Origin of the sequence: Gordonia sp. CPCC 205333 (genome assembly GCF_048537885.1) — a bacterium.
GTDB lineage: Bacteria > Actinomycetota > Actinomycetes > Mycobacteriales > Mycobacteriaceae > Gordonia.
The window spans coordinates 683,320-706,318 of the sequence record NZ_JBCLVI010000003.1 but is presented as its reverse complement, the minus strand read 5'-3'; the positions used below and the strand labels follow the sequence as shown (position 1 = coordinate 706,318).

Genomic DNA, 22,999 nt, shown 5'->3' with positions numbered 1-22,999 from the left:
ACTGACAATATCTGAAAGAATCCTGCCATGCCCAGACAATCGCATCGCGTTGTCGTTCTGCTGCTCGCGCCCGTGATCGGCTTCGACGCCACTATCGCGTCGATGGCATTCGGCGCTGCTGTCGATGACCGGGGAACCGCGCTCTACGACGTGCGGCTGTGCTCACCGGACGGGCAGCCGGTGGCATCAACGCACGGTTACACGATTGGCGTGCACGACGATCTGCGCATACTCGCCGACGCGGATACCGTTATCGTTCCCGGTACGCGCCAGCCGGGAGTTCGCGGCCACGGTGAACTGCCGGCAGATGTCGCCACGGCTCTCGAAAGGCTTTCTCCGAAAACGAGATTCGCATCCATCTGTACGGGTGCGTTCGTACTCGCCGCAGCGGGTGTACTCGACGGTCGGCCGGCTACGACTCACTGGCAGGCGGCGGACGAGTTCGCGCAGATGTTTCCCGCCGTCGCAGTCGATGAAAAGGTGCTGTTCGTCGATGACGGCAATGTGCTGTCATCGGCGGGACTGTCGGCGGGAATTGATCTGTGCCTGCATATTATTCGCCGTGACCACGGATCTCAGATCGCCAACAGGGTAGCTCGCTACGCGGTGGTTCCGCCCTGGCGTGACGGCGGGCAGGCGCAGTTCATCGAGCGGCCTGTCCCCGATGACGCCGGGCAGTCTACTTCGATTGTGCGCCAGTGGCTCTCGCAGAATCTGGATCAGACCGTGACGGTGGCACAAATGGCCCGGCGAGCCCATATGAGCGAACGGACATTCGCGAGGCGGTTCCGCGCCGAGACCGGCGAGTCGCCAGGGGATTGGCTTGCGGCACAACGGATTGACGCCGCATTGACACTACTTGAGTCGTCCGATGTCGCGGTGGACACCATCGCCGCGCGGGTCGGGCTGGGTACCGGCACGAATTTGCGCGCGCATCTTCGCCGGGCCGTGGGAGTGGCACCGCTCGAATATCGGCGGCGGTTTCGGGTCCCTACGGAGGCGAGCTGACTGCTGGTTCGGTCTACGGCGGGCGCTCGACGAGGGTTGGTTACCTTGGCAACCTACGTCGGGCTTAAGGTAGGGCATGAGCGAATGGCTCGATGAGCGAAGCATGCAAGCCTGGTTGGCGTATGTGCAGATGCGCATGAAAGTGGAGGGGGAGATCGCTTTTGGTCTCGAGCGCGACGGTTTGTCCGGTGCCGACTATGAGGTGCTCGCCAGCCTGTCGGCGCAAGCCGATGGCAGTATGCGAGCCAAAGATCTTGCGCGCACGATGAATTGGCATAAGGCACGACTCTCGCGGCAACTCGCCCGGATGGATAAGCGAGGTTTGCTCACCAGGGTGCAGGCACCTGATGACGCTCGCGGAATCGTGGTTACCCTTTCTGCTCAGGGCCGTGCGACGCTGGACAGCGCGGCTCCCAAACATGCCGCGCTCATCCGACGCATTTTCGCTGAGCAGTTGACCGAACCGGAGGTCGCCGCACTGATCTCGTTGTCCACCAAGGTTATTGCGGCGGTGGACAACGAGCGTCAGGCCGTCTGATCGAATCCGCTAGCTTCCGACCGTGACGGCTTCGTCGACGGCCGAGCTGTCGTTCTGAATGATTGCGCGCTTACGCTTGGCGACTGGAATGAACAGTGTGATCGCGGCGCCGACGAATGCTGCGATCGCACCGATCAGGAAGCACAGGTGGAAAGTCGACTCCGCGGGTACAGCGTGTCCGCCGAGATCAATGGTTGACGAGGTCAGCACCATCGCCATCACCGCCGAGGCGGTGGTGGTGCCGACCGACCGCATCAAACCATTGAGGCCGACTGCCGCGCCGGCCTCTTCGATCGGTGTGGCGTCCATGATCAGCGTCGGCATGGCGGCGTAGCCGATACCAACACCAGCACAACCGATGATTGAAGCGACTAGCAATTGCCACGGAGCGTTCATCAGGAACAGGGCAGCCAGGTAACCGACGCCGAGCACGGTTGCCCCGAGCGCCAGGGTCGGTTTCGCACCGAAGCGGTTGATCATGCCGCCCGAAACCGGAGCGAATAGCAGCATCATCAGGCCGCCGGGCGCCATCCACAATCCGGCGGCGAGCAGACTCTGCCCCAATCCGTAGCCGGTCGCGGTCGGAAGCTCGAGCAACTGGGGGATCACGATCGACTGCGCCATCATGCCGAATCCGATGGCGATTGCGGCGATATTGGTCAGCAGTACCGCCGGCCGTGCTGTGGTGCGAAGGTCGACCAGCGGGTCGCTCTGGCGCAGCTCGTAGAGTCCGAAGATCAGCAATACGACCAGACCGCCGATGAGCAGGCCCAACGTTGCCGGTTCGCCCCAGCCCCAGTCGTTACCCTTGCTGACTGCGATGAGGGCACCGACGAGGCCAACCCCGAGAAGTAGCGCGCCAATCGCGTCGAAATGTCCGCCGACCGCGTCGTCGACGCGGGGGACAACAATCGCGACAAGTGCGGTGATGATGACGGCGAGCCCGGCGGACATCCAGAACAAGGCGTGCCAATCCCATTGCTGGGCAACCCAAGCCGACAACGGGAGGCCGATGGCACCGCCGACGCCGAGGGTTGCGCTCATCGCAGCCACCGCCATCGAAGTGAGACGTGGAGGGGTGACTTCGCGCATCAGGCTGATGCCCAGCGGCACGAATCCCATTGCCAGTCCCTGCACCGCGCGTCCGATGATCATCGGCACGAGACCCGATCCGATCGCGCAGATCAGGGATCCGACGACGAGCAGGATCGCGCTGATCAACAGAATGCGCTGTTTGCCGAACATGTCGCCGAGACGCCCCGCGACCGGCATGGCGACCGCGGCTGCCAGCAACGTCGCGGTGATGACCCAGGACGCGTTGGAACTGCTGGTGTCGAGCAGCTTGGGCAGTTCGGGCTGGATGGGGATGATTAGCGTTTGCATCAACGATGCGACGAGACCGCCGACGCATAGCGTCGCGACGATCCAGATCGCCTTGGCCGTGGATTGACTGGAGTCATCGCTCGCTCGCGTGGTTTTCGACAGCTCAGCATTCACTGCGGCACCTCCTAAGATTTGCGGGATCAATGAATATGTATAGTACATATGTACGCTACATAAGCAAGTTGACGTATTAGGTTTGATCCCCAGAAGACAGGGAAGGAGGTGCCGACGGTGGGTGATGATGTTGATATCTGGCCGTCTCCGCTCTACGCGGATATCGTCGATGAGTTCCGGCGGCTGGCGCGCCGCAAGACTAGCCAGTATGCCGGTGCGCAACTCGACGGATCGGCGTTCGCAATTCTGCTGACCCTGTCCGATGGTCGGGCGCGCACGCTGCGCGAATTATCGATCGACCTCGAACTCGAACAGTCGACGATCAACCGCCAGGTCAACGCGGCGATCAAACATGGCTTCCTCGAGCGTTTCGAAGTGACCGGGCAGGTGAGTCGACTGATTCGTCCCACCCCGGCCGGGCAGAAGGCGTTTCACGACGATGGAATGCTGCGCGTCGATCGTCTCAATCGAGTGTTCGGGGACCTGAGTCCGGGGACACCGCAGGCGCTGCTACGAGAATTGCGCGCTTATAACGACGCGTACGACCGAGCGGTGGACGACGACACCGACTGACGGTTGAGCTGATCGCTCTGCGCGACGCGGTGAACCTCTCGGCTGGTCGAGTGCCGAGGAGCGTTAGCGACGAGGTGTATCGAGACCCGGCGACTTGGCGTGGGTTGCGGTTTTCCGTGTTGGGTTGGTCCTTTTGTGTTGCGAGGTCTCGATACACCAGCCGGCTCGCAAGCTCGCCGGCTGGCACTCGACCATCGGAGGGGGCCGCACTCGACCATCGGAGGTGGGCTGGCACTCGACCGCCGAGGGGGCTGGGCTCGACTTCCTGCTGGTCTCGCGAAAACTAGAACACGTTACAGTTCTGCGGTATTCTGTCTGTTCATGGACCGATTGAGTGGCCTGGACGCGAGCTTTCTATACCTGGAGACACCTGAGCAGCTGATGCACGTGTGCGGGGTATTGATATTGGATCCATCCACCATGCCCGACGGATACACGTTTGCCGCAGTGCGCGCGACGCTAGATGCGCGGGTCCGGAAGGTGGCGCAATTCACTCGCAAGATTCGTCGAGTGCCGTTCGACCTCGGACATCCGGTGTGGGTACCCGACGTTCACTTCGACATCGATCATCACCTGCACCGAATGGCATTGCCCGCGCCGGCCGGTTATGACGAGCTCGTCGAAATTTGCGGTCATCTTGCAGGGCTCCCGATGGACCGCGGTCGTCCACTGTGGGAGATGGTGGTAATTGAGGGGTACCAGGATGGCAGCGGCGAACCCAAGGTCGTGGTGTTCTCCAAGATGCATCATGCGACGGTCGACGGTGCGTCAGGGTCCAATCTCATTTCCTACTTGTGCAGCCTCGAACCTGACGCACCGCCGCTGGCACCGGAGTCTGCCGAGCGGCCGGGGCGCAGCCCGGGCAGTCTGGAGCTATTCGGGCGGGGAGTGGTGAGCACATTGGCCCAGCCGCTCGCGATACCGCGGATGGTGCGTCCTTCGGTCGGGCTGATCACAGACACCATCGGCCGCGCCCGGAAGGGTACCGCGATGGCGCCGCCGTTCACCGCCCCACGAACCTCGTTTAACGGCACCATCACCGGACATCGCTCAATAGCCTTGGCAGACATGTCACTTGACGACATCAAGGCAGTTCGGGCGGCCACGGGTGCGACAGTCAACGACATTGTGCTGTCCATCGCAGGCGGCGCACTGCGCGCCTACCTCGACGACCGTGGCGAACTTCCCGAAACACCGCTGCTCGCTTCGGTTCCGGTGTCGGTTCGTGAGGAATCGCAGCGGGAGGGTGGCGCGAACAAGGTGTCAGCACTCTTCGCGCGACTCGGCACGGACATCAAGGATCCGCTGGAACGACTGCGCGCGATGACCGATGCCAATCGCAACGCGAAGGAGCACCACAAGGCGATTTCAGCGGACACGTTGCAAGACTGGGCAGAATTCGCCGCCCCGAGGACCTTCGGACTGGCGGTCCGTGCTTACGCCGGACTACGCCTGGCCGAAAAACATCCGGTGGTGCATAACCTCGTTATCTCCAATGTTCCCGGGCCGCCGGTTCCGTTGTATTTCATGGGCGCGCAGATCACGGCACTCCACCCGCTCGGGCCGGTCTTTCACGGTGCCGGACTCAATATCACCGTGCTGTCGAATAACGGGGTCGTGCACGTCGGGATCATCGCGTGTAAAGAGAGCGTGCGACATCCCGAGCGGATGGTTGCCCATTTCCCGGCCGAATTGGAGCGCTTGCGGCAGGCGACTACTGCACTACCGATTGGCTGAAAAGCGTTGGGCTGCCAAGGAACTGGCGATGCGAGGGCGGCTGATTCCCGTCGATATCGACTACGCCCAACTCGGTCGCAATCTCCGCGCCGATCAGGATCTGGCCGGTGCGTTCCATGAGTCTCGGATCGGCGGCGAGTGCCGCGATGATGCGGCCGGGGAATTCGACGGACTCCGCGGCCGCCGCCATACCTTCGTACATCGCCGGGTTGGCGGCGAACGCCGCGAGCGTGCGTTCGGTCTTGAGCAACCCCATCCACAGTGACACGACGGCGACGTTGAACGGTTCAAAGTCGATCGCCATATCGTGTGCCATCTTGTCGACCGCGGCTTTACCCGCACCGTATGCCGGCCCATGCATATAACAAGTGCCGCCGAATGACGACGTGTTGACGATCAAGCCGGAGTCGCTCGCCACCAGCAGCGGTGCGGCGTAAAAGGCCGCGACATAGTTCGACCGCATACCGACACCGAACAGGTCGGTCAGCTCGAGCGGTTTAGTCCAGAACGGACCGTTCTTGGTGAGCGCCTCAGGAAGGGTGATCGCGTTGTTGACGAGGATGTCGAGGCGGCCATGATCGGACCCGATCTGGTTGAACAGTCCCTCGACCGCAGCGTCGTCGGAGTGATCGACGACCATCGGGACGCCGGTTCCGCCGCGGCGGGTGATTTCGTCAGCGGTCTCGAAAACTGTTCCCGGAAGCGACGTATCACCGGTGGAGGTCGTTCTTCCGGTCACGTAGACCGTCGCTCCGGTTGATCCAAGCGCGAGCGCGATCCCTTTCCCGGCGCCGCGGCTCGCTCCGGTGACCACGGCGATTCGCGTTGTGTTCATGCCGGTCTCATCTCCAGATCGTCGTGCCAGCGAGCCAGTATGGTGTTACACGCCTCGACGAGTACTGGCACGAAAACCTGTGAGTTCAGCACGCAACTCGCGTGACCTCCGCTCACCTCATGTACGGTCGCGCCCGGTATCCGGCGTGCCATCGCAAACTGACGTTCAGGTGGTATTGCCCTGTCGCGCAATGGAACGACGACAGCAGTCGGCGCGGTGATCTCGCCAATCCACGGCCGCGAGTGGTGCTTGCCGATGGCCGCCACCGCCTGCCCGATCGCCCACGGCCGCGTCGATCGAAACTCTTCGCGAGCCCAGCGTGAGATATTGTCCGACGGCCGAATCGGTTTGGTGGCCGATGAACGGATACGCGAGGAAGGTGTCGAGTGAAGAGCCGCCATCGACGCTCCCACACCCTGGTGAAAAATGCGCTCGGTCACCGTCGACTGAAAGATGTCAGTGCTGGCGCATAACACCAATCCCGCGACCCGCCCTGGGTGCTGGCGCCATACTCGTTGCGCGACAAGTGACCCCATCGAATAACCGGCTACGACCGCTTGGTCGATACCGAGGACGTCCAGTAGCGCGACGGCGTCGTCAGCGCAGTCTCGCAAGGTGAAATCGGCCGAGACGATTCCCCGGCCGTGTAAACGCTGATCCAGCGTAATCACTCGGAACCGTTGTGCCAGAGCGGGAATGCTTGGGAACCAGGTCAGCAGACCGGTGGTGGTGAGTGCGTGCAACAGCAAGATGGGCGGAGCATCGGGGGTGGGACCGGGAGTGTCGGTGACGAAAGTGTCTCCGCGTCCGGGCAGGGTGACCATCGCACCGTCGGGTATCTCAACGTCGGGCAGCGTTGCGTACATTCGGAAACCTTTCCGCCACTCGCGGCCGACTAGAACATGTTTCACTTTCGTTGCAACTATGCCACAGCGCACCCGCCGTCGTCCTATAGTCATAAAGTTGAATAGGTGCTACGGTGCATATGCCGACTACGTGAGGGAGACCACATATGCATCCGTTCCGCCAAGCCGTGGAAGCCGAAGACACCCAGGCGATCGCGGCGTTGCTCGCCGACGACGTCGTCTTCACCAGTCCGGTCGCGTTCGCGCCGTATCCGGGCAAACCAATCACCCAGGCGATCCTGGAAACCGTGATTGGAGTCTTCGACGATTTCCACTACATTCGCGAGATCGGGCACGACGGCGACCGCGACCACGCTTTGATGTTCGAGGCCAAAGTCGACGGCAAACAGATCACCGGCTGCGACTTTATCCATCTCAACGAAGATGGACTGATCGACGATCTGATGGTGATGGTTCGTCCGCTGTCGGGTGCGACCGCCCTCGCCGCTGCGATGGGCGCGCGGTTCGAATCGATCAAAGAGCGCGCCACCGAGCTGGTGGGCAGCCAAGTATGAAACTTGGTCTGCAACTTGGTTATTGGGGTGCGCAGCCACCGGCCAACCACGCCGAACTCGTCGCCGCCGCCGAAACGGCCGGCTTCGACGCGATCTTCACCGCCGAGGCGTGGGGTTCGGACGCGTACACGCCGCTGGCCTGGTGGGGGTCATCGACCAACCGCCTTCGGCTCGGAACATCGGTTCTCCAGTTATCCGCTCGCACGCCGACCGCGTGCGCGATGGCGGCACTGACACTCGATCACCTGTCGGGTGGTCGACATATCGTCGGGCTCGGAGTGTCCGGACCGCAGGTCGTCGAGGGGTGGTACGGGCAGAAGTTCCCGAAACCCCTGGCGCGTACCCGCGAATACATCGACATAATGCGCCAGGTGTGGGCGCGGCAGGCGCCGGTTACGAGTACCGGGCCGCATTACCCGCTGCCGTATGCCGGTGAAGGTGCGACCGGATTGGGTAAGGCGCTAAAACCAATCGTGCATCCATTGCGCAGCGATATCCCCGTCATGCTCGGTGCCGAAGGGCCGAAGAATGTCGCATTGGCCGCGGAGATAGCTGACGGCTGGCTGCCGTTGTTCTACACGCCTCGGATGTCCGACACGTACAACGCATGGCTTGACGAGGGGTTCGCCCGGCCCGGTGCCCGACGGTCGCGTGAAGATTTCGAGATCTGTGCCACCGCGCAGATTGTCATCACCGACGACCGGCCAGCCGCGATGGCGGCGATCAAACCATTCCTCGCTCTCTATATGGGCGGCATGGGCAGTGAAGACACGAACTTCCATGCCGAGGTCTACCGCCGGATGGGCTATGGCGAAGTCGTCGACGAAGTGACCGCCCTATTCCGCAGCGACCGCAAAGGGGAAGCGGCGCAAATCATTCCGGACGAGGCGGTCGATGACTCCGCGATTGTCGGGGATGTCCAGTACGTACGCGAGAAGATCAAGGTGTGGGAGGCTGCTGGCGTAACCACGATGTTGGTGTCGCCAGGCAGTGCCGCAGAAGTCGAGCAACTGGCGTCCCTCGTCTAAGGGGAGGGGGCTGATCGCTGCGCTTACGTCAGCTGTCCCTTCTGCACTTTGCCCATCGCATTACGTGGCAACGCTTGTACGACACGCACTTCCCTCGGTCGCTTGTGTACCGAGAGTGCCTGTGCCACCACGTCGATCAACGACGTCGGGCTAGGAATGTCACCGACCACATATGCGACGATGCGTTGACCGAGGTCGTCGTCGGGTACGCCGACGACGGCGGCTTCGGCGACGCCCGGCTGTGCCAGCAATACATGCTCGATCTCGCCGGCACCTATCCGGTAGCCACCGGATTTGATGAGATCGACGGACTCGCGGCCGACAATTTTATGAAATCCGCAGTCGTCGATCACCGCGATATCCCCAGTGCGGAACCAGCCGTCGTCGGTCATCTCCGCAGCGGTTTTCTCGGGGTTGTTGAGATAGCCGTCGAATAGGGTCGGTCCGCCGATTTCCAAGCGGCCCAATGTTTCTCCGTCATACGCGGCGAGCGATCCCTCTTCGGTTCGCAGACGGGTCGACACTCCGGCGATCGGTGATCCCACCCAGCCCGCTCGCCGCTCGCCGTCGGCTCGGGTGCTCACGGTGATAATGGTTTCGGTCATGCCATAGCGTTCTATCGGTGCCGACCCGGTCAGGGCGTGGAGCTTGTCGAATACGGGCAGCGGAAGGGGAGCGCTCCCGGAAACCAACAGGCGCGCCGCGGCCAACGATCGGACTGACGATTCATCTGCGACCACCCGTGACCACACGGTCGGCACCCCGAAGTACAGGGTGCCGTTCGCAGCCGCATACGCCTGCGGGGTCGGGCGGACCGTGTGTACTAACGGAGATCCGAACCGCAACGCACCCAATACGCCGAGTACCAGTCCGTGCACATGAAATAGTGGCAGACCGTGCACGAGAGTGTCGTCCGGCGTCCAGTCCCACGCGTCGGCGAGGCCGTCGAGTGAGGCTGCTAGAGCTCGACGCGACTGCATCACGCCTTTGGGGAGGCCGGTGGTGCCCGAGGTGTACATGATCAGGGCTGTCGTATCTGCCGACTGCACCTGGTACGACTGCCCCGATCTTGCTGCGATATCGACTGGCACTACCGGAATCGTCAGGTCGTCCCGCCCTGCGCCGAGCCATAGCTGCGCGCGTGAATCGCGCAGGATATGTGTGAGCTCAGTGGTCCCGGAGTCAGGTGCGACCGGTACAGCGGGAACCCCGGCGAGGAGGCAGCCGACCACGGAAACGACTGTCGACAGTGCCGGGGCCGCGCCGACCGCTACGGCCGATGCTCCCGCCACCCGATCGGCGACGGCGGTGGCGGCGCCGAGAAGGTCGGCTCGGCTCAGAGATTCCCCGCCGATGGTGACCGCGGTCCGATCGGGCCCCGAGACCAACGCCGACAACAGGTTCTGTTCAGCCATGCGGCGAGCGTAACAGCCGACGTTGATGGCCGCGCGAGCTCAAGCTCCCGCAGGTCAGTGGGTCAGCATGACTTTCAGGAGCACGATGAGCGCGGCGGCTGCGGCAGTGACTAGTCCTGCGATGAACACATGCGGTGTCAACGGATTGCCGCGGATCCGCTCGGTGACCAGCTGGATCGTCGCAATACGGAAGATGACGATAGCGCCGGCGGCCAGAAAGGCCCATTCGGTCGGGAGAACATCGAGCCACCCGAGTGCCAACGCGATCGCGGGGAGTGACGCCGAGGTCGCGATCGGGGTGGCGTCGGATAATTCCTGCAACGCATGCTCGCGACGTTTCGCCGTCGGGAGATCGGCATCGCAGTCGGAGGGAATACTGCCCTGTGCGACGAACTCGGAGAAGACATGTGCCACATAGGTCGTCACTCCAGTCGCGAGGACCAACGCCGCCGCATGCCCCTCCGCGATAGCGGTGGGCGTGGAGATAACTACAGCCGCGAGTGCCAGGATATTGCCGTACACATATGCCGACAACCGGGCAGCTGCTCGCGGTGCGGGCAGAGGCCCGGCACGCCGCTCGGTCAGCATGCGGTAACTCCGAGACAATTTGGCGCGTCGTATGGCTCCTGCGGCATCCATGCAGTGATGGTGCCAGAGGCGTCGAACGGCTGATCGGCGCCGCGCCCATAACGAGTGGGACACTATTCGAATGACGCAACACAATGCACCCGCGATCGTGCTGGTCTCGGCCAATCACGCCGACGATCTCTACACCCAGTTCGGCCGGTATCAGGCGGAATACCGTGTCGAGTGCGTACATTCGGCGATCGATGCCATTACCTTGTTGAGTTCTATTCGCAGCCAGGGTGATTCAGTGGCACTAATCGTCACCGAATCGCAGTTGCCCGATATGAATCTCCTGGAGGCGGTCGGTGCGTTTCGGAGCGTGGTGCCGACCGCGCGGCGCGTTGTCGGTATCCACTGGAGCCGTTTCTCGATAGATTCAGTTGCCCTGCGGCCAGCCCTGCAGAAGGGGAAGTTCGACGTCACCCTGCTGATTCCGCGAGGTCAGCGCGATGAGGAATTCCACTACGCGATTACCGAGCTGCTCTCCGATTGGGGGGCGACGGTTGGACCGTCGGAGGTCGAAGTACTGCGGATCGTGTCGCCCGCGCTCACGCCGCTCACGATGGCGGTACGTGACTTCCTCGACCGGATGGGCATGCCCAATCGCACCCATGCGCCCGACAGTCCGCAGGGCCGCGAGACCATCGAAGCATTCGGCGGCGAGCCAAGCTTCCCGCTGGTCCATTTGCTTCGGGACGATGCGGATATCGACACGAAAATCATTGCACCGCAATCAGTTCGGGATGTGTCGACGCTGGTATTCGGCCGTCCGTCCGATATTGAGGTGGACACGATCGCCGACCTCGCCATTGTTGGAGCAGGCCCGGCCGGGTTGGCGGCAGCGGTGTACGCCGCATCCGAGGGACTTTCGACGGTGGTCGTCGAATCCGAAGCCGTTGGCGGGCAAGCGGGTACGAGCTCGATGATCCGCAACTATCTTGGCTTCCCGCGTGGGATTTCCGGAATGCGACTCGCACAGCGGGCGCGTAACCAAGCCATTCGCTTCGGTGCGCAGATCACTACGGGCTGGCCGGTCGCCACGTTGACTCCAGGTGTCGACGGTGAGCCGCATCGCATCGTCACTGAGGGTGGCGACGTATGTGCGCGTGCGGTTCTCATCGCCACCGGTGTTGCCTATCGACGCCTCGGCGTCGCGCCCCTGGAAGATTTGATCGGTGTCGGCGTACATTACGGTGCCGCGATGACCGCTGCCAGAGAGATGGAGGGGCGCGACGTCTTCGTCGTGGGCGGTGGGAATTCGGCGGGACAGGCAGCGGTACATCTGGCTCGCTACGCGCGATCGGTCACCATAGTCGTCCGCCGCCCGGACCTGACTGAAACCATGTCGCAGTACCTGATCGACGAGATCGCGTTCAACCCCAGAGTTACCGTTCGCGGATCGAGTGAAGTGGTCGACGGTGGCGGCACGGGCAGCCTGGAATGGCTGGAATTGCGCGATCGGGTCAGCGGCACGACCGAACGTTGTCCAGCGGGAGGTCTGTTTCTATTGCTGGGTGCGGCCCCGAACTGCGAGTGGTTGCCCCCCGAGGTCGACCGCGACGAAAACGGCTATGTGTTGACTGGCCGCGATGTCGCGAAGTCGCGCTGGGCGGGCGACCTACCGCCCGCGAGTCTCGCGACCAGCCTGCCCGGCGTCTTCGCGGCGGGTGACATTCGCGGCGGCTCAATGAAGCGGGTGGCAGCAGCGACCGGTGAGGGTGCCAGCGTGGTGCCGCTCGTACACGACTACCTGCGGCCGGCCTGACCCGCCAGTAGCTGTGCCAGTGCCAGCGATGAGGTGAGGCCGGGTGATTCGATCCCGAATAGAGTGATCAGGCCATCGATACCGTGCACCGACGCGTCGTGGACGCCGAAGTCCGCTGCGGGTTGACCCGGCCCGGACACTTTTGGACGGATACCCGCCATCGACGGCACCAGGCTATCGTCGGGAAGACCGGGCCAGTATCGTCGAATCTCGGCGTAGAAGCCCTGGGCGCGTTCAGGATCCACGCCGTAGTCAAGGTGGTCGACGGCGGCTTCCTCAGCGGAGAGCCATTGCACATCCGGGCCGAAACGCGCGGCCCCGGCCAGGTCGAGCGTGAGATGCACTCCGAGTCCACCGTCGACCGGGACTGGATAGACCAGATGTCTGAACGGCGTCCGGGTGGTGGTCAGCCCAAAATAGCTGCCTTTGGCCAGGTGGCGCGGTGGAATCGTTTGTGCGTCAAGACCTTTCGTAGCATGAGCGATATCCCACGCGCCGATCCCAGCGCAGTTGATCAGACGTGAACAACGTAGCGTTTCCGATTCGGTGGTTACTGAAAACTGTTGTGGGCCAATCACGTCTACTGCGATTACGCGGCTTCGCAGGACGAAGATCGCGCCGGCCGCCTCGGCGTCATCACGTAGCGAATGCATGAAACCGTAGCTATCGATGATTCCGGTCGATGGCGCAAGCAGAGCCGCGTGTGCCAGCAGTCCGGGTTCGAGTTCGGCGACCTCGGTCGAGTTCAGTAACTGGACATCATCGACGCCGTTGCGCTGAGCGCGGACAGCAAGGTCGCGCAGCGCGTCAAGCTGTGTCGGCGACGTTGCCACGATCAGTTTCCCGATCCGCTGATGAGCGATATCGCGCTCGGCGCAATATCGGTAGAGCATGTCTCGGCCGGCGACGCAGGCCCGCGCCTTGACCGAACCGGTCGGGTAGTAGATACCTGAATGAATAACTCCGGAATTGCGTGAGCTGGTCTGAGTGCCGATATCGTCGGCAGCTTCGAGCACCGCGACGTTGTGTCCGTCGGCCGACAGTGCCGCGGCTACTGCGAGACCGATGACGCCCGCGCCGACGACGATGGTGCCGACCGAGTTCACGATGGTATTCGTCGCGTAGTACCCACGTGGTCAGGCTAGGGGACTGACATCCGAACGACAGCAGCTGGCGGTAAGTTACGCTACCGTAGGTTTATGGAAGACGTGACGATGGAGCGGGCCTCCGAGGTCTACGACTATTACCTTGCTCATCAGCAGCCGTTGGCCAGGGCGCGAATGATGTACGGCATTCTGGCTTGGCGACACAAGCCAAAGGTGACTTACGCCGACGGTGCTCGAGAGGTTCTGCGCTCGGCGTTGCGCGGGGGAGATCCGATCCTGATAAGCGCCAACCACATTCGGGAGACCGACCCATTTATCCTTGCCGCTACCGGGTTCGTATCCCCGCTGCGATCGCATATCGGACGAATGCGAGTCCTTGCCAAGGACGAGCTATTCGAAGACCCAGACCAACGTCGAAAGATCGACGCACTCGGCGGGATCCCCGTCTTCCGCTCCAAGGACCACGGCGTGCGCGCCGCGATGTCGGCGGGGCAGCGGATGATCGATATCTGCGCGCAACGGATGGCGCAGGGGGACTTCATGGCCGTGTTCCCAGAGGGGACCTGCAATCCGGACGACCCGGCCCTGATTCAGAAACTAGGTAGCGGTGTCGGTCATATCGCCACGCGCGCAACAAAATTGGGCGCTTCACCATGGCTGCTGAGTATCGGCATCAGCTACCGGGACATAGACGGAGTTGGACCTCGACCACTAACCGTGATCAACACGGCGGTCCGTATGTCGGACGCGGGTCTGACGACGCCAGCCTCGGTGACGCGTCATATCGCTGCGGATCTGCAGGCCACCGTTGACCTCGCGTCGGGTCGACGGTCGGTGACCGCCTGAGCGGCGTCACGCGTAGCGTGGTGGTGTGAAGGTACTTCTCATCCTCATTCTGGTACTGATCGTCGGCGCCGCCATTGTGTGGTGGCTTCGGACGAGTCAGGCCCGTACCCAGCAGGAACTCGCCGACGCCGCGGCGGATGCCCGCCAGGTCATTGAGCGGCTCGGCGGTCAGGTCTACAGTCTGACGGGTACCGACGCCGCGTCCCGGCAGGCGCTCGCCGATGCGGCCGAGCGTCACAATGCAGCCGGCGGCGCGATTAGTTCGGCGTCAACCCCAGCCCAGGCGCGCCTTGCGAAACAGACTGCGCTGGAAGGTCTTTACTATGTTCGGGCGGCACGCGCCGCGATGGGGATCGACCCAGGACCGCCGATCGCCGAACTCGACGGCCAGCGCGCGGCGGGCGTGGTGACCGAGAAGCGCAGCGTCGACCACGACGGGCACGAACTTACCGCCTCACCGGATCCGTCGACCCAGACTCCCAATTACTATCCGGGCGGTCGGGTTGCGGGTCGCAGTGTTCCGGCTGGCTGGTACTCGGAGCCGTGGTGGCGTCCGGCATTGATCGGCGGCGCGTGGGGCGTTGGTTCAGCGCTCTTGTTCGGTTCCCTGTTCAGCGGCATGTCCGGCGTCGACCCCTCGATCTCCGCTGGCGACGACTTCGGCAACGGCCTCTATGACGGCGACCAGGGATCGGGAGGCGATGATTCCAGCGGTTTCGATGGTGGCGGCTTCGATGGTGGCGGCTTCGATGGTGGCGGTTTCTGAGCGCATTCCTGATCTCACCCGGGAGGACTATTCGCATCCCGCCCGTTAGGGGGAGGCGAGCGAGTGCGCGGTGGTCTTAACGTCGGGACATGGAACTCCCGCACACTCAGAAGCCGTTGCTCGCGACAACGTCGTCGATGGTGCTTCTCGCCGTCTTCTGTTCAGTCGCAATGGTTTTCGACGATCGAGTGCTGCTCGGAGTGAATGTCTGGGCCAAGCCACTCAAATTCGCGGTGGCCTTCGCGCTGTATTCGTTCACCCTGGCTTGGCTGCTGCACCAGCCGCACCGGGGTCAGCGGTGGACCAGAAAGCTCGCGATGTTGTTCGCGATCACGGCGGTCGTCGACGTCGGGTTCGTCGTCGTGCAGGCTGCCAGAGGAACTTTCAGCCATTTCAACACGGCGAAAGATCCGGTCAACTCGATCGGTCAGATCATCTTCATGTCGGGAGTGCCCGGCCTCTTTATCGCCAACCTCGCTATCGCCGGGATTCTCCTCCGGCAGAAGATTGGCGACCGGTCGACCACCATCGCCATGCGCGCCGGATTGGTCATCAGCGTGATTGGCATGGGTCTGGGATATCTAGTCGGCTGGGCCGGAACCCAAGTGGTCCGCGACGCGCGCGGTGACCTAGTCGAACTCGGTGCCCGCCACACAGTTGGCGGTGGCGACGGCGGTCCGGGATTACCGGTGGCTGGCTGGAGCACCATAGCGGGTGATCTTCGGATACCGCACTTCCTGGGTCTGCACGGCATGCAAATGCTGCTGGTTGCGGCGTTCGTGGTGACCTCGCTCGCGCCACGTGTCGTGGCATTGCGTGACGAACGTGCGCGCGCGTTGATGGTCCGCGTGGCTGGCTTCGCCTACACCGGGCTGCTGGTGATCGCCCTATGGCAAGCGCTGCGCGGCCAGTCGGTAGTCAAGCCGGATATGTTCACTCTTTTGGCGGTTGGCGCCGTCGTCGCGTTGTCGATTGCAGCGCTGATCTGGTGGTGGCCGGTGACCTCAACTGATTCGGGGCTGTCCGGCATCGTTATGCACGATGCCGTCGCGGCGGGCAAGCCGGACCAGGTCGCCGGCCGGGCCGGTCAGTCGGCGGGGCGGGCGCCACACCGCACGCAGTGAACGGTGCAGATCGAGACCGTCGACCGTAACGAGTCGCAGTGTGCCCGAGGTGATCTGATCCGCGACCGCGAGTGAACTGAGCACTGCGGGGCCCAGACCCGATTCGACGGCGGTCCGGATCGCCGCGCTACTGCCGAGTTCCAGAAGTGGGTCGGCTCGTTCAAAGGTGCTTAACGCCACGTCGAGCGTGGTTCGGGTTCCGGAACCCGGTTCGCGGACCAGCAGCGGTGTAGCGGCAAGTTCGGCAGCGCTGACAGGCTTGCGTCTTCGGGCCAGCCGATGGTCGGGACTTACCACCACGACCAGCTCGTCTCGGGCAACGGTGGTGTTATGCAACGGTTTTGGCACTGTCGGCGACTCGACGAAGCCAATGTCGCACTCGCCGGCCTGAAGTCTGGCGAAGACCTCTGACGAATTGTGCACCTGCAGGTGAATGGTGACGTCGGGATTGGCGGATCGAAATGCACCGAGCCAACGCGGCATCAGATGTTCGGCGACCGTCAGCGATGCGACCACCGTCAGTTCGGCGGCGCGGGTTGACTGTAGGCCGTCGGCGACCCGGAGGAGATTCTCGGCGTCGGAGACGATCTGGCGCGCCCAGTGGACAATCATCGTGCCCTGCGGAGTGAGTGTCGACCCGGCGGTGGTTCGGCACAGCAGCGAAACGCCGAGTTGGCGTTCGAGTCGAGAGACGGCGCGACTGGCATTCGGCTGCGCCATCCGCAGGTTCCGGGCGGCGGCGCTGAGGCTGCCGTGATCGTCAACTCCGACGAGCAATTCGAGTGCGGCCAGGTCGAGCGAGCGCAAGGACATTCGCTCACGATATATCGAATCTGTATGGCCTGGGTATGTAGTTCTGATATGGGCTCATATCCAGAAGAGGCCTTCTGCGATGAAGTGATCGTGGCGAGAGTGGTGTCATGACGAAAACTCTGGCTACCCCGACGTCGCAGCCCGACCAGCGGCTCGCTGAATCAACCGGCGGCCTGGTGCCAGGACTGATGCTTTGCGTGGCGGGAACTGGATTGGCCGTTGGCGTCAGCCGGTTGATTCCGGCGGTGAGCCCGCTCCTGGTGGGGATTCTCCTGGGCGCGATCGCTGCCAATGTCTACTCGATTCCGACGCGGATGCGGCCGGGTATCGCGTTCTCTGCCAAGCGTTTACTGCGGCTGGGCGTGGCGCTACTCGGTCTGCAACTGGTGTTCGGTGACATAGTCGGGCTGGGGTGGGGAATGATCGCGGTGGTCATCGCCATCGTCGGCCTTGGCGTGGCCGGCACGATGTACGTCGGACGGCTGCTGGGACTCGGCTGGCATCAGCGAGTGCTGATCGCCTGCGGATTCTCGATCTGCGGCGCCGCAGCGATAGCCGCAACCGACGGCGTCGTCGACGCGAAAGAAGAAGAGGTAGCGACGTCGGTCGCGCTGGTAGTTGTCTTCGGTACCTTGATGATTCCGCTCATCCCGCTGACGTCGCACGCATTGGGGCTGTCGGAGACCGCAGCCGGAATGTGGGCCGGCGGCGCGATCCACGAGGTGGCCCAGGTCGTCGCGGCGGGCGGGGCAATCGGTCCCACCGCACTGAGCGTGGCCGTCGTCGTCAAATTGGCGAGAGTTCTCCTGCTCGCACCGATGATGGCGGTCATGGCACTGCGGCAGCGTCGTCAACTGGCGGCCCGGCCGGACGCACAGCTGACCCGCCCGCCGTTGGTGCCGCTCTTCGTGATCGGTTTCATCGGTCTGATGTTGTTGCGATCGACGTCAGTGCTGCCCGATCAAGTCATCGCGGTGGGCAAGGTGGTGCAGACCGTTCTGCTCACCGCGTCGATGTTCGCGCTCGGTCTGGGAGTTCGCATCGCTGCGATGCGGTCGGTGGGGATCGGGCCGGTGATCCTGGCGACGCTGTCGACGGTATGGGTTTCAGGTATAGCCCTGGCGGGCGTGCTGATCGTCGGGCACTAGGTCGGGCAGGCTGGAGTCTGACGTCGGGCGGGCGCGGAGGGCAGTGTTCCCTCGGGTGACATCAGCCCGCAGGTTGCAGTCTGACGTCGGGCGGGGTGCGGAGGGCAGTGTTCCCTCGGGTGAGTGGGGCCTGCAGGTTGCAGTCTGCTGTTGACGCGGCGCGGCTGCAGTCTGACGTCGGGCGGGCGCGGAGGGGAGTGTTCCCTCGCGCGACCTCAGCCCGCAGATTTCAGCCTCGACGTTTGATATTCACCGGTAGGCCGTCGGCCGGCGTCGGGCCTGTGCCATAAGTCATCTCCGGGTAGTAGCCCGGCGGAACCGTCCATTCGAATCGTTGCAGCATCTGATGCATGATGGCTTTGACCTCCATCCCGCCGAAGTACAACCCGATGCATTTGTGCGCGCCGCCGCCGAACGGTGCCCAAGCGAATCGGTGCACTTTGTCTTCGCGGCGATCGGACGCGAACCGCTCTGGGTCCCACCGAGTGGGATCTGGCCACCATTGTTCGAGTTTCATTGTGGCCCAGGGATTTATGGAGACCAGCGTTCCTTTGGGGATGAAGTATCCGTCCACCTCGGTGTCTTTGATCGCTTTGCGGAACAGCATCCCGACCGGCGCGTTGTACCGCAGTGTCTCCTTGAAGGCGAGGTCGAGGCCGGGCAGAGCGTCGAGATCGTCATATCCCAACGTCGGTTTCCCCAGGGCCAACGATTCGGCTCGCAATCGATCCTGCCAGTCGGGATGCCGACCCAGGAAATAGGTCATCATCGAGACCGCGATGGTGCTGGTGTCGTGGGCGGCCATCATCGCGAAGATCATATGGTTGATGATGTCTTCGTCGGTGAACGTTTCGCCTTCGTCACTCTCGCTGTGGCAGAGCACGCTGAAGAGGTCATCACCCGGCTCGGTGCGACGTTGGGCGATCTCCGAACGAAAGAAGGCCTGCAGTCGTTCGCGACCGCGTAGCCCGCGCGCCCAGGTGCCGTATTTGACGTCGGCGCGGATGATCGCCTGTCCGCCGCGCACGGCTGCCTCGAACGCCTCCTCCAGTTCGGCCGCCTCCTCGCCAATCTCGATACCCATGAAGACCTCGTTGGCGACCGACAACAACATCTCCTTAGAGCGTGTGTAGATCGGAAAGTCTTGGCCTACTTGCCAATTCGCGAGAGTCTTCGCTATTCGCGGATTCATCATATCCAGGTAGGCCAGTAGTCGCGGGCGGTTGAAGGCTTGCTGCAAGATTCGACGATGCGACATATGTTCCTCGAAATCCATCAGCATGATGCCGCGACGAAAGAATGGTCCGATCATCGGTTCCCAGCCCTGTTCGCTGGAGAAAGCGCGATCCCGGTTCATCCAGGCGGCTTCGATGGCGGCGGGTCCGACGAGCTGCACGATCTTGAGCCCGAGCGAACCGGCCCACGACACCGGCCCGAAGCGCTGGTAGCGCTCCATCGTCGAGCCGAGGGGGTCGGCGAGTGCTTCGAGGGTGTGCCCCAATAGTGGCATGCCGTAGTCGCCCATCACCGGCTTCAGGCTCGAGTCGACCGGTGGTTGGGCCAGTGGCTGCTCGGACGATGGGTAGCGCGCGGCGGCCGCGGCGAGCCCGGTCTGGAAGGTCTTCGTGAGGCTGGGCATATGCGCTCCCATTGAGTAGTTTGACACAAATTGCGAATGGTGTTCCTTTGCCCGAACGATAGCCCAGTTGAAGTTGACGTGTCTCACATTTCGCACTCGCAGGTGGGCAAGGCGGCGAATAACTGGTACTCAGTACTAAGTGGTACTCACTAACAGTTGCTTGAGAAGGGTTCATACGCATGGCCGATTGGTTGTTCCGCCTCGGACGGTTCTCGTTCCGGCACAAATGGTCGATCATCGCTGCCTGGCTGATCGCGCTGGTAGCGGTCATCAGTCTGGTTCAGGTGCTCTCACCCAAATTCGCCAAAGACTTCAGTCTGCCCGGCACCGACGGTGGAACGGCGACCGAGCAGCTGCAAAAATACTTTCCCAAGGTCTCTGAACAGCAGGAGAAGGCGTCGACGAGCGTGTTGGTGGCCGCCGACAACGGTTTGGCCGCGCATTCAAAACAGATCGATGCGCTAGTTGCCGACCTGGCGAAACTCCCAGACGTCGTCGACCCATCGGGCGTCGCGAATCCTTTGACAGTCGCCTCACTCACGCCTCAACTCGCGGCGTCAGTTCTCGGTGACAACGGAAAAGTCGGGCTCATCCAGATCCGCCAGAACATCGGCATCATGGATCTGACGATCGATCAGAAGAAGGAACTGGTCGCCGTGCTGGATCGACATCGAGGGGACGCGGGGCTTCAGGTTGAAGCCACCGGGTCATTGATGCAAGTCAAAGAGCAGGCGGGCACAGCCGAATTGATCGGCTTCGCCGTCGCGTTCGTTGTAATGATCGTTGCCTTCGGGGCGCTGGTTGCCGCATTCATTCCCCTCGTCACCGGAATCGTCGGCGTGATCCTGACAATCATGCTGGTCACCCTCGGCGCCGAGGTCATGACGATCAACGAGACCGCGACCGGCATCGTCACCATGCTCGGCATCGCGGTATCCATCGACTATGCGCTATTCATCGTCAGTCGCTATCGCAGCGAATTGCGCCGGGGCGGTGATCGCGCCGACGCCGCCGGACGAGCCGTTGGCACCGCCGGTTCCGCGGTGGTGTTCGCGGGACTCACGGTCATCATCGCGGTCGTCGCTCTCATGGTGATCGGCATTCCACTGATCACTCAGATGGGCGCCGGCGCCGGTCTCGCGGTCGCGGTCGCCGTACTCGCGGCGCTCACCCTGATCCCCGCGATCTTGGGTGCTTGTGACCATCGCGTCTTCTTGCCGAAGATCCCGTGGATCAAACACGCGGAAGAATCCGACGCCGACACCCTCGGGGTCAAGGTCGGCCGTACCGTCGTCCGACGCCCGCTGCCGTTCATTCTCATCGGCCTGGTCGCGTTGGCACTCGCCGCGATTCCGACGACGACGATGGAACTGGGCATGTCCAGCGCGTCCGACGACGAGGCTGCCGCCCAATCGCTGCTGCAGCGCGGATTCGGCGAAGGGATCAACGGGCCACTGCTAGTCGTCCTCCACGAGGACAATGGTGATATCGCGGCGGTCGCGAATAACACTGTTGCACAGATCAAATCGCTCAAAAATGTTGCCAACCCGGCCGCCCTGGCCTGGACTGGCAACGGTACGACGACACCGAACCTCGACGCGAACACCGCGTTGATCTCGGTGATCCCGAATTCGGGGCCGTCGGATCACGCGACCCACGACCTGATGGAGCAGATCCGTGATCTGAAGCCGCAGGCAGAGAGGGCGGGTGCCACTCTGCATGTGGGCGGGCAGACCGCGATCATGTCCGATCTGTCGTCGAAACTGGACAAGGCGCTGATTCCGTACCTGATCGTCGTCGTCGGGCTGGCCTTCCTGATTATGGTCGCGGTATTCCGGTCGATCTGGGTGCCATTGATCGGAACGGTCGGATTCATCTTCTCGGTACTCGCGACCTTCGGTGTAACGGTTGCGCTATTCCAGGAAGGCTGGGGCGGATTCGTCTCGCATACGCAGCCGATCCTGTCGTTCCTGCCGATTTTCCTGATCGGATTGGTCTTCGGACTCGCGATGGATTATCAGGTGTTCCTGGTGACCCGGATGCGAGAGGAATACATCCACGGCATGTCGGCCAAGGATGCGATCATCGCAGGCTATCGTCACGGCGCCCGCGTGGTGACCTCAGCCGCGATCATCATGATCAGCGTCTTCGCCGCCTTCACCCTGTCGCCCGACATCACTATGAAGATGATCGGGTTCGCACTGGCAGTCGCGGTGTTCTTCGATGCGTTCATCATCCGGATGCTCGTGGTGCCCGCTATCATCGCGCTGTTGGGTGATCGCGCGTGGGGGCTGCCGGGTTGGCTCGACCGGTTGGTGCCTAACCTGGATATCGAGGGTGAAAAGGTTCGCAACCGCGGACTCGACGGCGTCGGCGACGTTGGCCAACCTGAGTTGGTGTCGACGCCCGGATAGGGGAGTGATGATGGCAGTCCAGTCGGCGGGCCCGGAGAGCTCTTCGGGCCCCCGGATGGGGTTACGGGAGAAGCGTAAGGAACGCACCCGCGACGCGATCCGTGAAGCAGCGATGAAACTGTTTGCGGCGCAAGGCTATTCAAAGACGACGGTTGACCAAATCGCTGAAGCCGCCGAGGTATCGCACACTACCTTCTTTCGCTACTTCGGCTCCAAAGAGCAAGTCGTCATCGACGACGGAATGCAGGAGCGGATCGAGGCTGAAATCGCCGGCATTGAGTCGGGCCTGTCGGCATTCGACTTTGTTCGCCGAATGCTCACGATGATGTACGCGCTGGCCGCCGACGATGAGTGGGCCAGCAGTTCGGATCGACTTCGGCTGATCCGGTCGGAGCCGGCGTTGCACCGGCGGTTTCAGTTGGAGTCAGATCAGGCCATCACCAATGCCAGGGCAACTCTGTCGGCATATACCGGCGTACCGACCGACGATTTGCGGCTGAAGGTATTCACCTGGGCGGTGGCTGGGGTGTTGTTCCACATATCAGAGGACACCGACGATCCCGGTGACCAGCAATCACTCGAAACCTTGCTCAGTGCCGTCGACCTCCTCGAGGCTGGTCTACCTCTGGCGTGACCACGCGAGAACCGGTGCACCTCCGGTGACCAGCATGAATGTTCTTCACTCCGGTCTGCTTCGATG

21 protein-coding genes are annotated in these 22,999 nt (G+C 62.6%); 13 read left to right on the top strand and 8 right to left on the bottom strand.

What is annotated here, in order from left to right; all coding sequences use genetic code 11:
* The first annotated feature begins 27 nt into the window (after positions 1 to 27).
* Positions 28 to 1,008, top strand: coding sequence for a GlxA family transcriptional regulator (locus tag AAFP29_RS13535; RefSeq protein ID WP_419217874.1), 981 nt, complete (start codon positions 28 to 30; stop codon positions 1,006 to 1,008).
* Between the two features lie 76 nt (positions 1,009 to 1,084).
* Positions 1,085 to 1,546, top strand: a complete 462-nt coding sequence (locus AAFP29_RS13530; RefSeq protein ID WP_419217873.1) for a MarR family winged helix-turn-helix transcriptional regulator — start codon at positions 1,085 to 1,087, stop codon at positions 1,544 to 1,546.
* A gap of 9 nt (positions 1,547 to 1,555) precedes the next feature.
* Here AAFP29_RS13530 and AAFP29_RS13525 read toward each other — a convergent pair whose 3' ends face one another.
* On the bottom strand, positions 1,556 to 3,043 hold the full coding sequence (locus tag AAFP29_RS13525) for an MFS transporter (RefSeq protein ID WP_419217872.1): 1,488 nt from the start codon (positions 3,041 to 3,043) through the stop codon (positions 1,556 to 1,558).
* Positions 3,044 to 3,151: 108 nt separating this feature from the next.
* Here AAFP29_RS13525 and AAFP29_RS13520 point away from each other — a divergent pair, with 108 nt between their 5' ends.
* Together AAFP29_RS13520 and AAFP29_RS13515 are read left to right on the top strand one after the other, a co-directional pair.
* The gene (locus tag AAFP29_RS13520) at positions 3,152 to 3,616 is read left to right on the top strand and encodes a MarR family winged helix-turn-helix transcriptional regulator (RefSeq protein WP_419217871.1); all 465 of its coding nucleotides are present in this window, start codon (positions 3,152 to 3,154) and stop codon (positions 3,614 to 3,616) included.
* 321 nt (positions 3,617 to 3,937) lie between these two features.
* Entirely contained in the window at positions 3,938 to 5,353 is a 1,416-nt protein-coding gene (locus AAFP29_RS13515; RefSeq protein ID WP_419217870.1) for a WS/DGAT/MGAT family O-acyltransferase, read from the top strand.
* Here the strand turns inward: AAFP29_RS13515 and AAFP29_RS13510 are convergent.
* Together AAFP29_RS13510 and AAFP29_RS13505 are read right to left on the bottom strand one after the other, a co-directional pair.
* Entirely contained in the window at positions 5,331 to 6,188 is an 858-nt protein-coding gene (locus AAFP29_RS13510; protein ID WP_419217869.1) for an SDR family NAD(P)-dependent oxidoreductase, read from the bottom strand. The two genes, AAFP29_RS13515 and AAFP29_RS13510, sit on opposite strands and share 23 nt — an antisense overlap.
* Positions 6,185 to 7,054 (bottom strand): alpha/beta fold hydrolase, encoded by an 870-nt coding sequence (locus AAFP29_RS13505; RefSeq protein WP_419217868.1) that lies wholly within the window; start codon positions 7,052 to 7,054, stop codon positions 6,185 to 6,187. The genes AAFP29_RS13510 and AAFP29_RS13505 overlap by 4 nt, the downstream gene beginning before the upstream one ends.
* 146 nt (positions 7,055 to 7,200) lie before the next feature.
* Here AAFP29_RS13505 and AAFP29_RS13500 point away from each other — a divergent pair, with 146 nt between their 5' ends.
* Together AAFP29_RS13500 and AAFP29_RS13495 are read left to right on the top strand one after the other, a co-directional pair.
* Positions 7,201 to 7,608, top strand: a complete 408-nt coding sequence (locus tag AAFP29_RS13500; RefSeq protein WP_419217867.1) for a nuclear transport factor 2 family protein — start codon at positions 7,201 to 7,203, stop codon at positions 7,606 to 7,608.
* A complete protein-coding gene (locus AAFP29_RS13495) occupies positions 7,605 to 8,636 on the top strand; it encodes an LLM class F420-dependent oxidoreductase (protein WP_419217866.1) in 1,032 nt (343 codons plus the stop codon). The genes AAFP29_RS13500 and AAFP29_RS13495 overlap by 4 nt, the downstream gene beginning before the upstream one ends.
* Positions 8,637 to 8,659: 23 nt before the next feature.
* On the opposite strand, the gene AAFP29_RS13490 is transcribed toward AAFP29_RS13495, so the two are convergent.
* Entirely contained in the window at positions 8,660 to 10,051 is a 1,392-nt protein-coding gene (locus AAFP29_RS13490) for an acyl-CoA synthetase (protein ID WP_419217865.1), read from the bottom strand.
* 54 nt (positions 10,052 to 10,105) lie between these two features.
* Positions 10,106 to 10,690, bottom strand: a complete 585-nt coding sequence (locus AAFP29_RS13485; protein WP_419217864.1) for a hypothetical protein — start codon at positions 10,688 to 10,690, stop codon at positions 10,106 to 10,108.
* Positions 10,691 to 10,760: 70 nt separating this feature from the next.
* On the opposite strand from AAFP29_RS13485, the gene AAFP29_RS13480 reads away from it, so the two are divergent.
* Positions 10,761 to 12,443 carry an FAD-dependent oxidoreductase gene (locus AAFP29_RS13480; protein WP_419217863.1) on the top strand — a complete coding sequence of 561 codons (1,683 nt, stop codon included), beginning with the start codon at positions 10,761 to 10,763 and terminating at the stop codon, positions 12,441 to 12,443.
* On the opposite strand, the gene AAFP29_RS13475 is transcribed toward AAFP29_RS13480, so the two are convergent.
* On the bottom strand, positions 12,425 to 13,549 hold the full coding sequence (locus AAFP29_RS13475) for an NAD(P)/FAD-dependent oxidoreductase (RefSeq protein ID WP_419217862.1): 1,125 nt from the start codon (positions 13,547 to 13,549) through the stop codon (positions 12,425 to 12,427). The two genes, AAFP29_RS13480 and AAFP29_RS13475, sit on opposite strands and share 19 nt — an antisense overlap.
* 93 nt (positions 13,550 to 13,642) lie before the next feature.
* Between AAFP29_RS13475 and AAFP29_RS13470 the strand changes: the two genes are divergently transcribed.
* From AAFP29_RS13470 to AAFP29_RS13460, 3 genes are all read left to right on the top strand, one after another.
* A complete protein-coding gene (locus AAFP29_RS13470; protein ID WP_419217861.1) occupies positions 13,643 to 14,395 on the top strand; it encodes a 1-acyl-sn-glycerol-3-phosphate acyltransferase in 753 nt (250 codons plus the stop codon).
* A gap of 25 nt (positions 14,396 to 14,420) precedes the next feature.
* Positions 14,421 to 15,161: a DUF1542 domain-containing protein gene (locus tag AAFP29_RS13465; RefSeq protein ID WP_419217860.1), complete on the top strand. Its 741-nt coding sequence runs from the start codon at positions 14,421 to 14,423 to the stop codon at positions 15,159 to 15,161.
* An 89-nt stretch (positions 15,162 to 15,250) separates the two neighbouring features.
* On the top strand, positions 15,251 to 16,285 hold the full coding sequence (locus AAFP29_RS13460; protein WP_419217859.1) for a hypothetical protein: 1,035 nt from the start codon (positions 15,251 to 15,253) through the stop codon (positions 16,283 to 16,285).
* On the opposite strand, the gene AAFP29_RS13455 is transcribed toward AAFP29_RS13460, so the two are convergent.
* Positions 16,166 to 17,098, bottom strand: coding sequence for a LysR family transcriptional regulator (locus AAFP29_RS13455; protein ID WP_419217858.1), 933 nt, complete (start codon positions 17,096 to 17,098; stop codon positions 16,166 to 16,168). The two genes, AAFP29_RS13460 and AAFP29_RS13455, sit on opposite strands and share 120 nt — an antisense overlap.
* Before the next feature lie 107 nt (positions 17,099 to 17,205).
* Here AAFP29_RS13455 and AAFP29_RS13450 point away from each other — a divergent pair, with 107 nt between their 5' ends.
* Complete coding sequence (locus AAFP29_RS13450) at positions 17,206 to 18,246, top strand: YeiH family protein (protein WP_419217857.1); 1,041 nt, start codon at positions 17,206 to 17,208, stop codon at positions 18,244 to 18,246.
* Positions 18,247 to 18,475: 229 nt separating this feature from the next.
* Here AAFP29_RS13450 and AAFP29_RS13445 read toward each other — a convergent pair whose 3' ends face one another.
* Positions 18,476 to 19,885 (bottom strand): cytochrome P450, encoded by a 1,410-nt coding sequence (locus AAFP29_RS13445; RefSeq protein WP_419217856.1) that lies wholly within the window; start codon positions 19,883 to 19,885, stop codon positions 18,476 to 18,478.
* Positions 19,886 to 20,064: 179 nt separating this feature from the next.
* Between AAFP29_RS13445 and AAFP29_RS13440 the strand changes: the two genes are divergently transcribed.
* Positions 20,065 to 22,299 carry an MMPL family transporter gene (locus tag AAFP29_RS13440; RefSeq protein ID WP_419217855.1) on the top strand — a complete coding sequence of 745 codons (2,235 nt, stop codon included), beginning with the start codon at positions 20,065 to 20,067 and terminating at the stop codon, positions 22,297 to 22,299.
* A gap of 10 nt (positions 22,300 to 22,309) precedes the next feature.
* Positions 22,310 to 22,933 carry a TetR/AcrR family transcriptional regulator gene (locus AAFP29_RS13435; RefSeq protein ID WP_419217854.1) on the top strand — a complete coding sequence of 208 codons (624 nt, stop codon included), beginning with the start codon at positions 22,310 to 22,312 and terminating at the stop codon, positions 22,931 to 22,933.
* Positions 22,934 to 22,999: the final 66 nt, after the last annotated feature.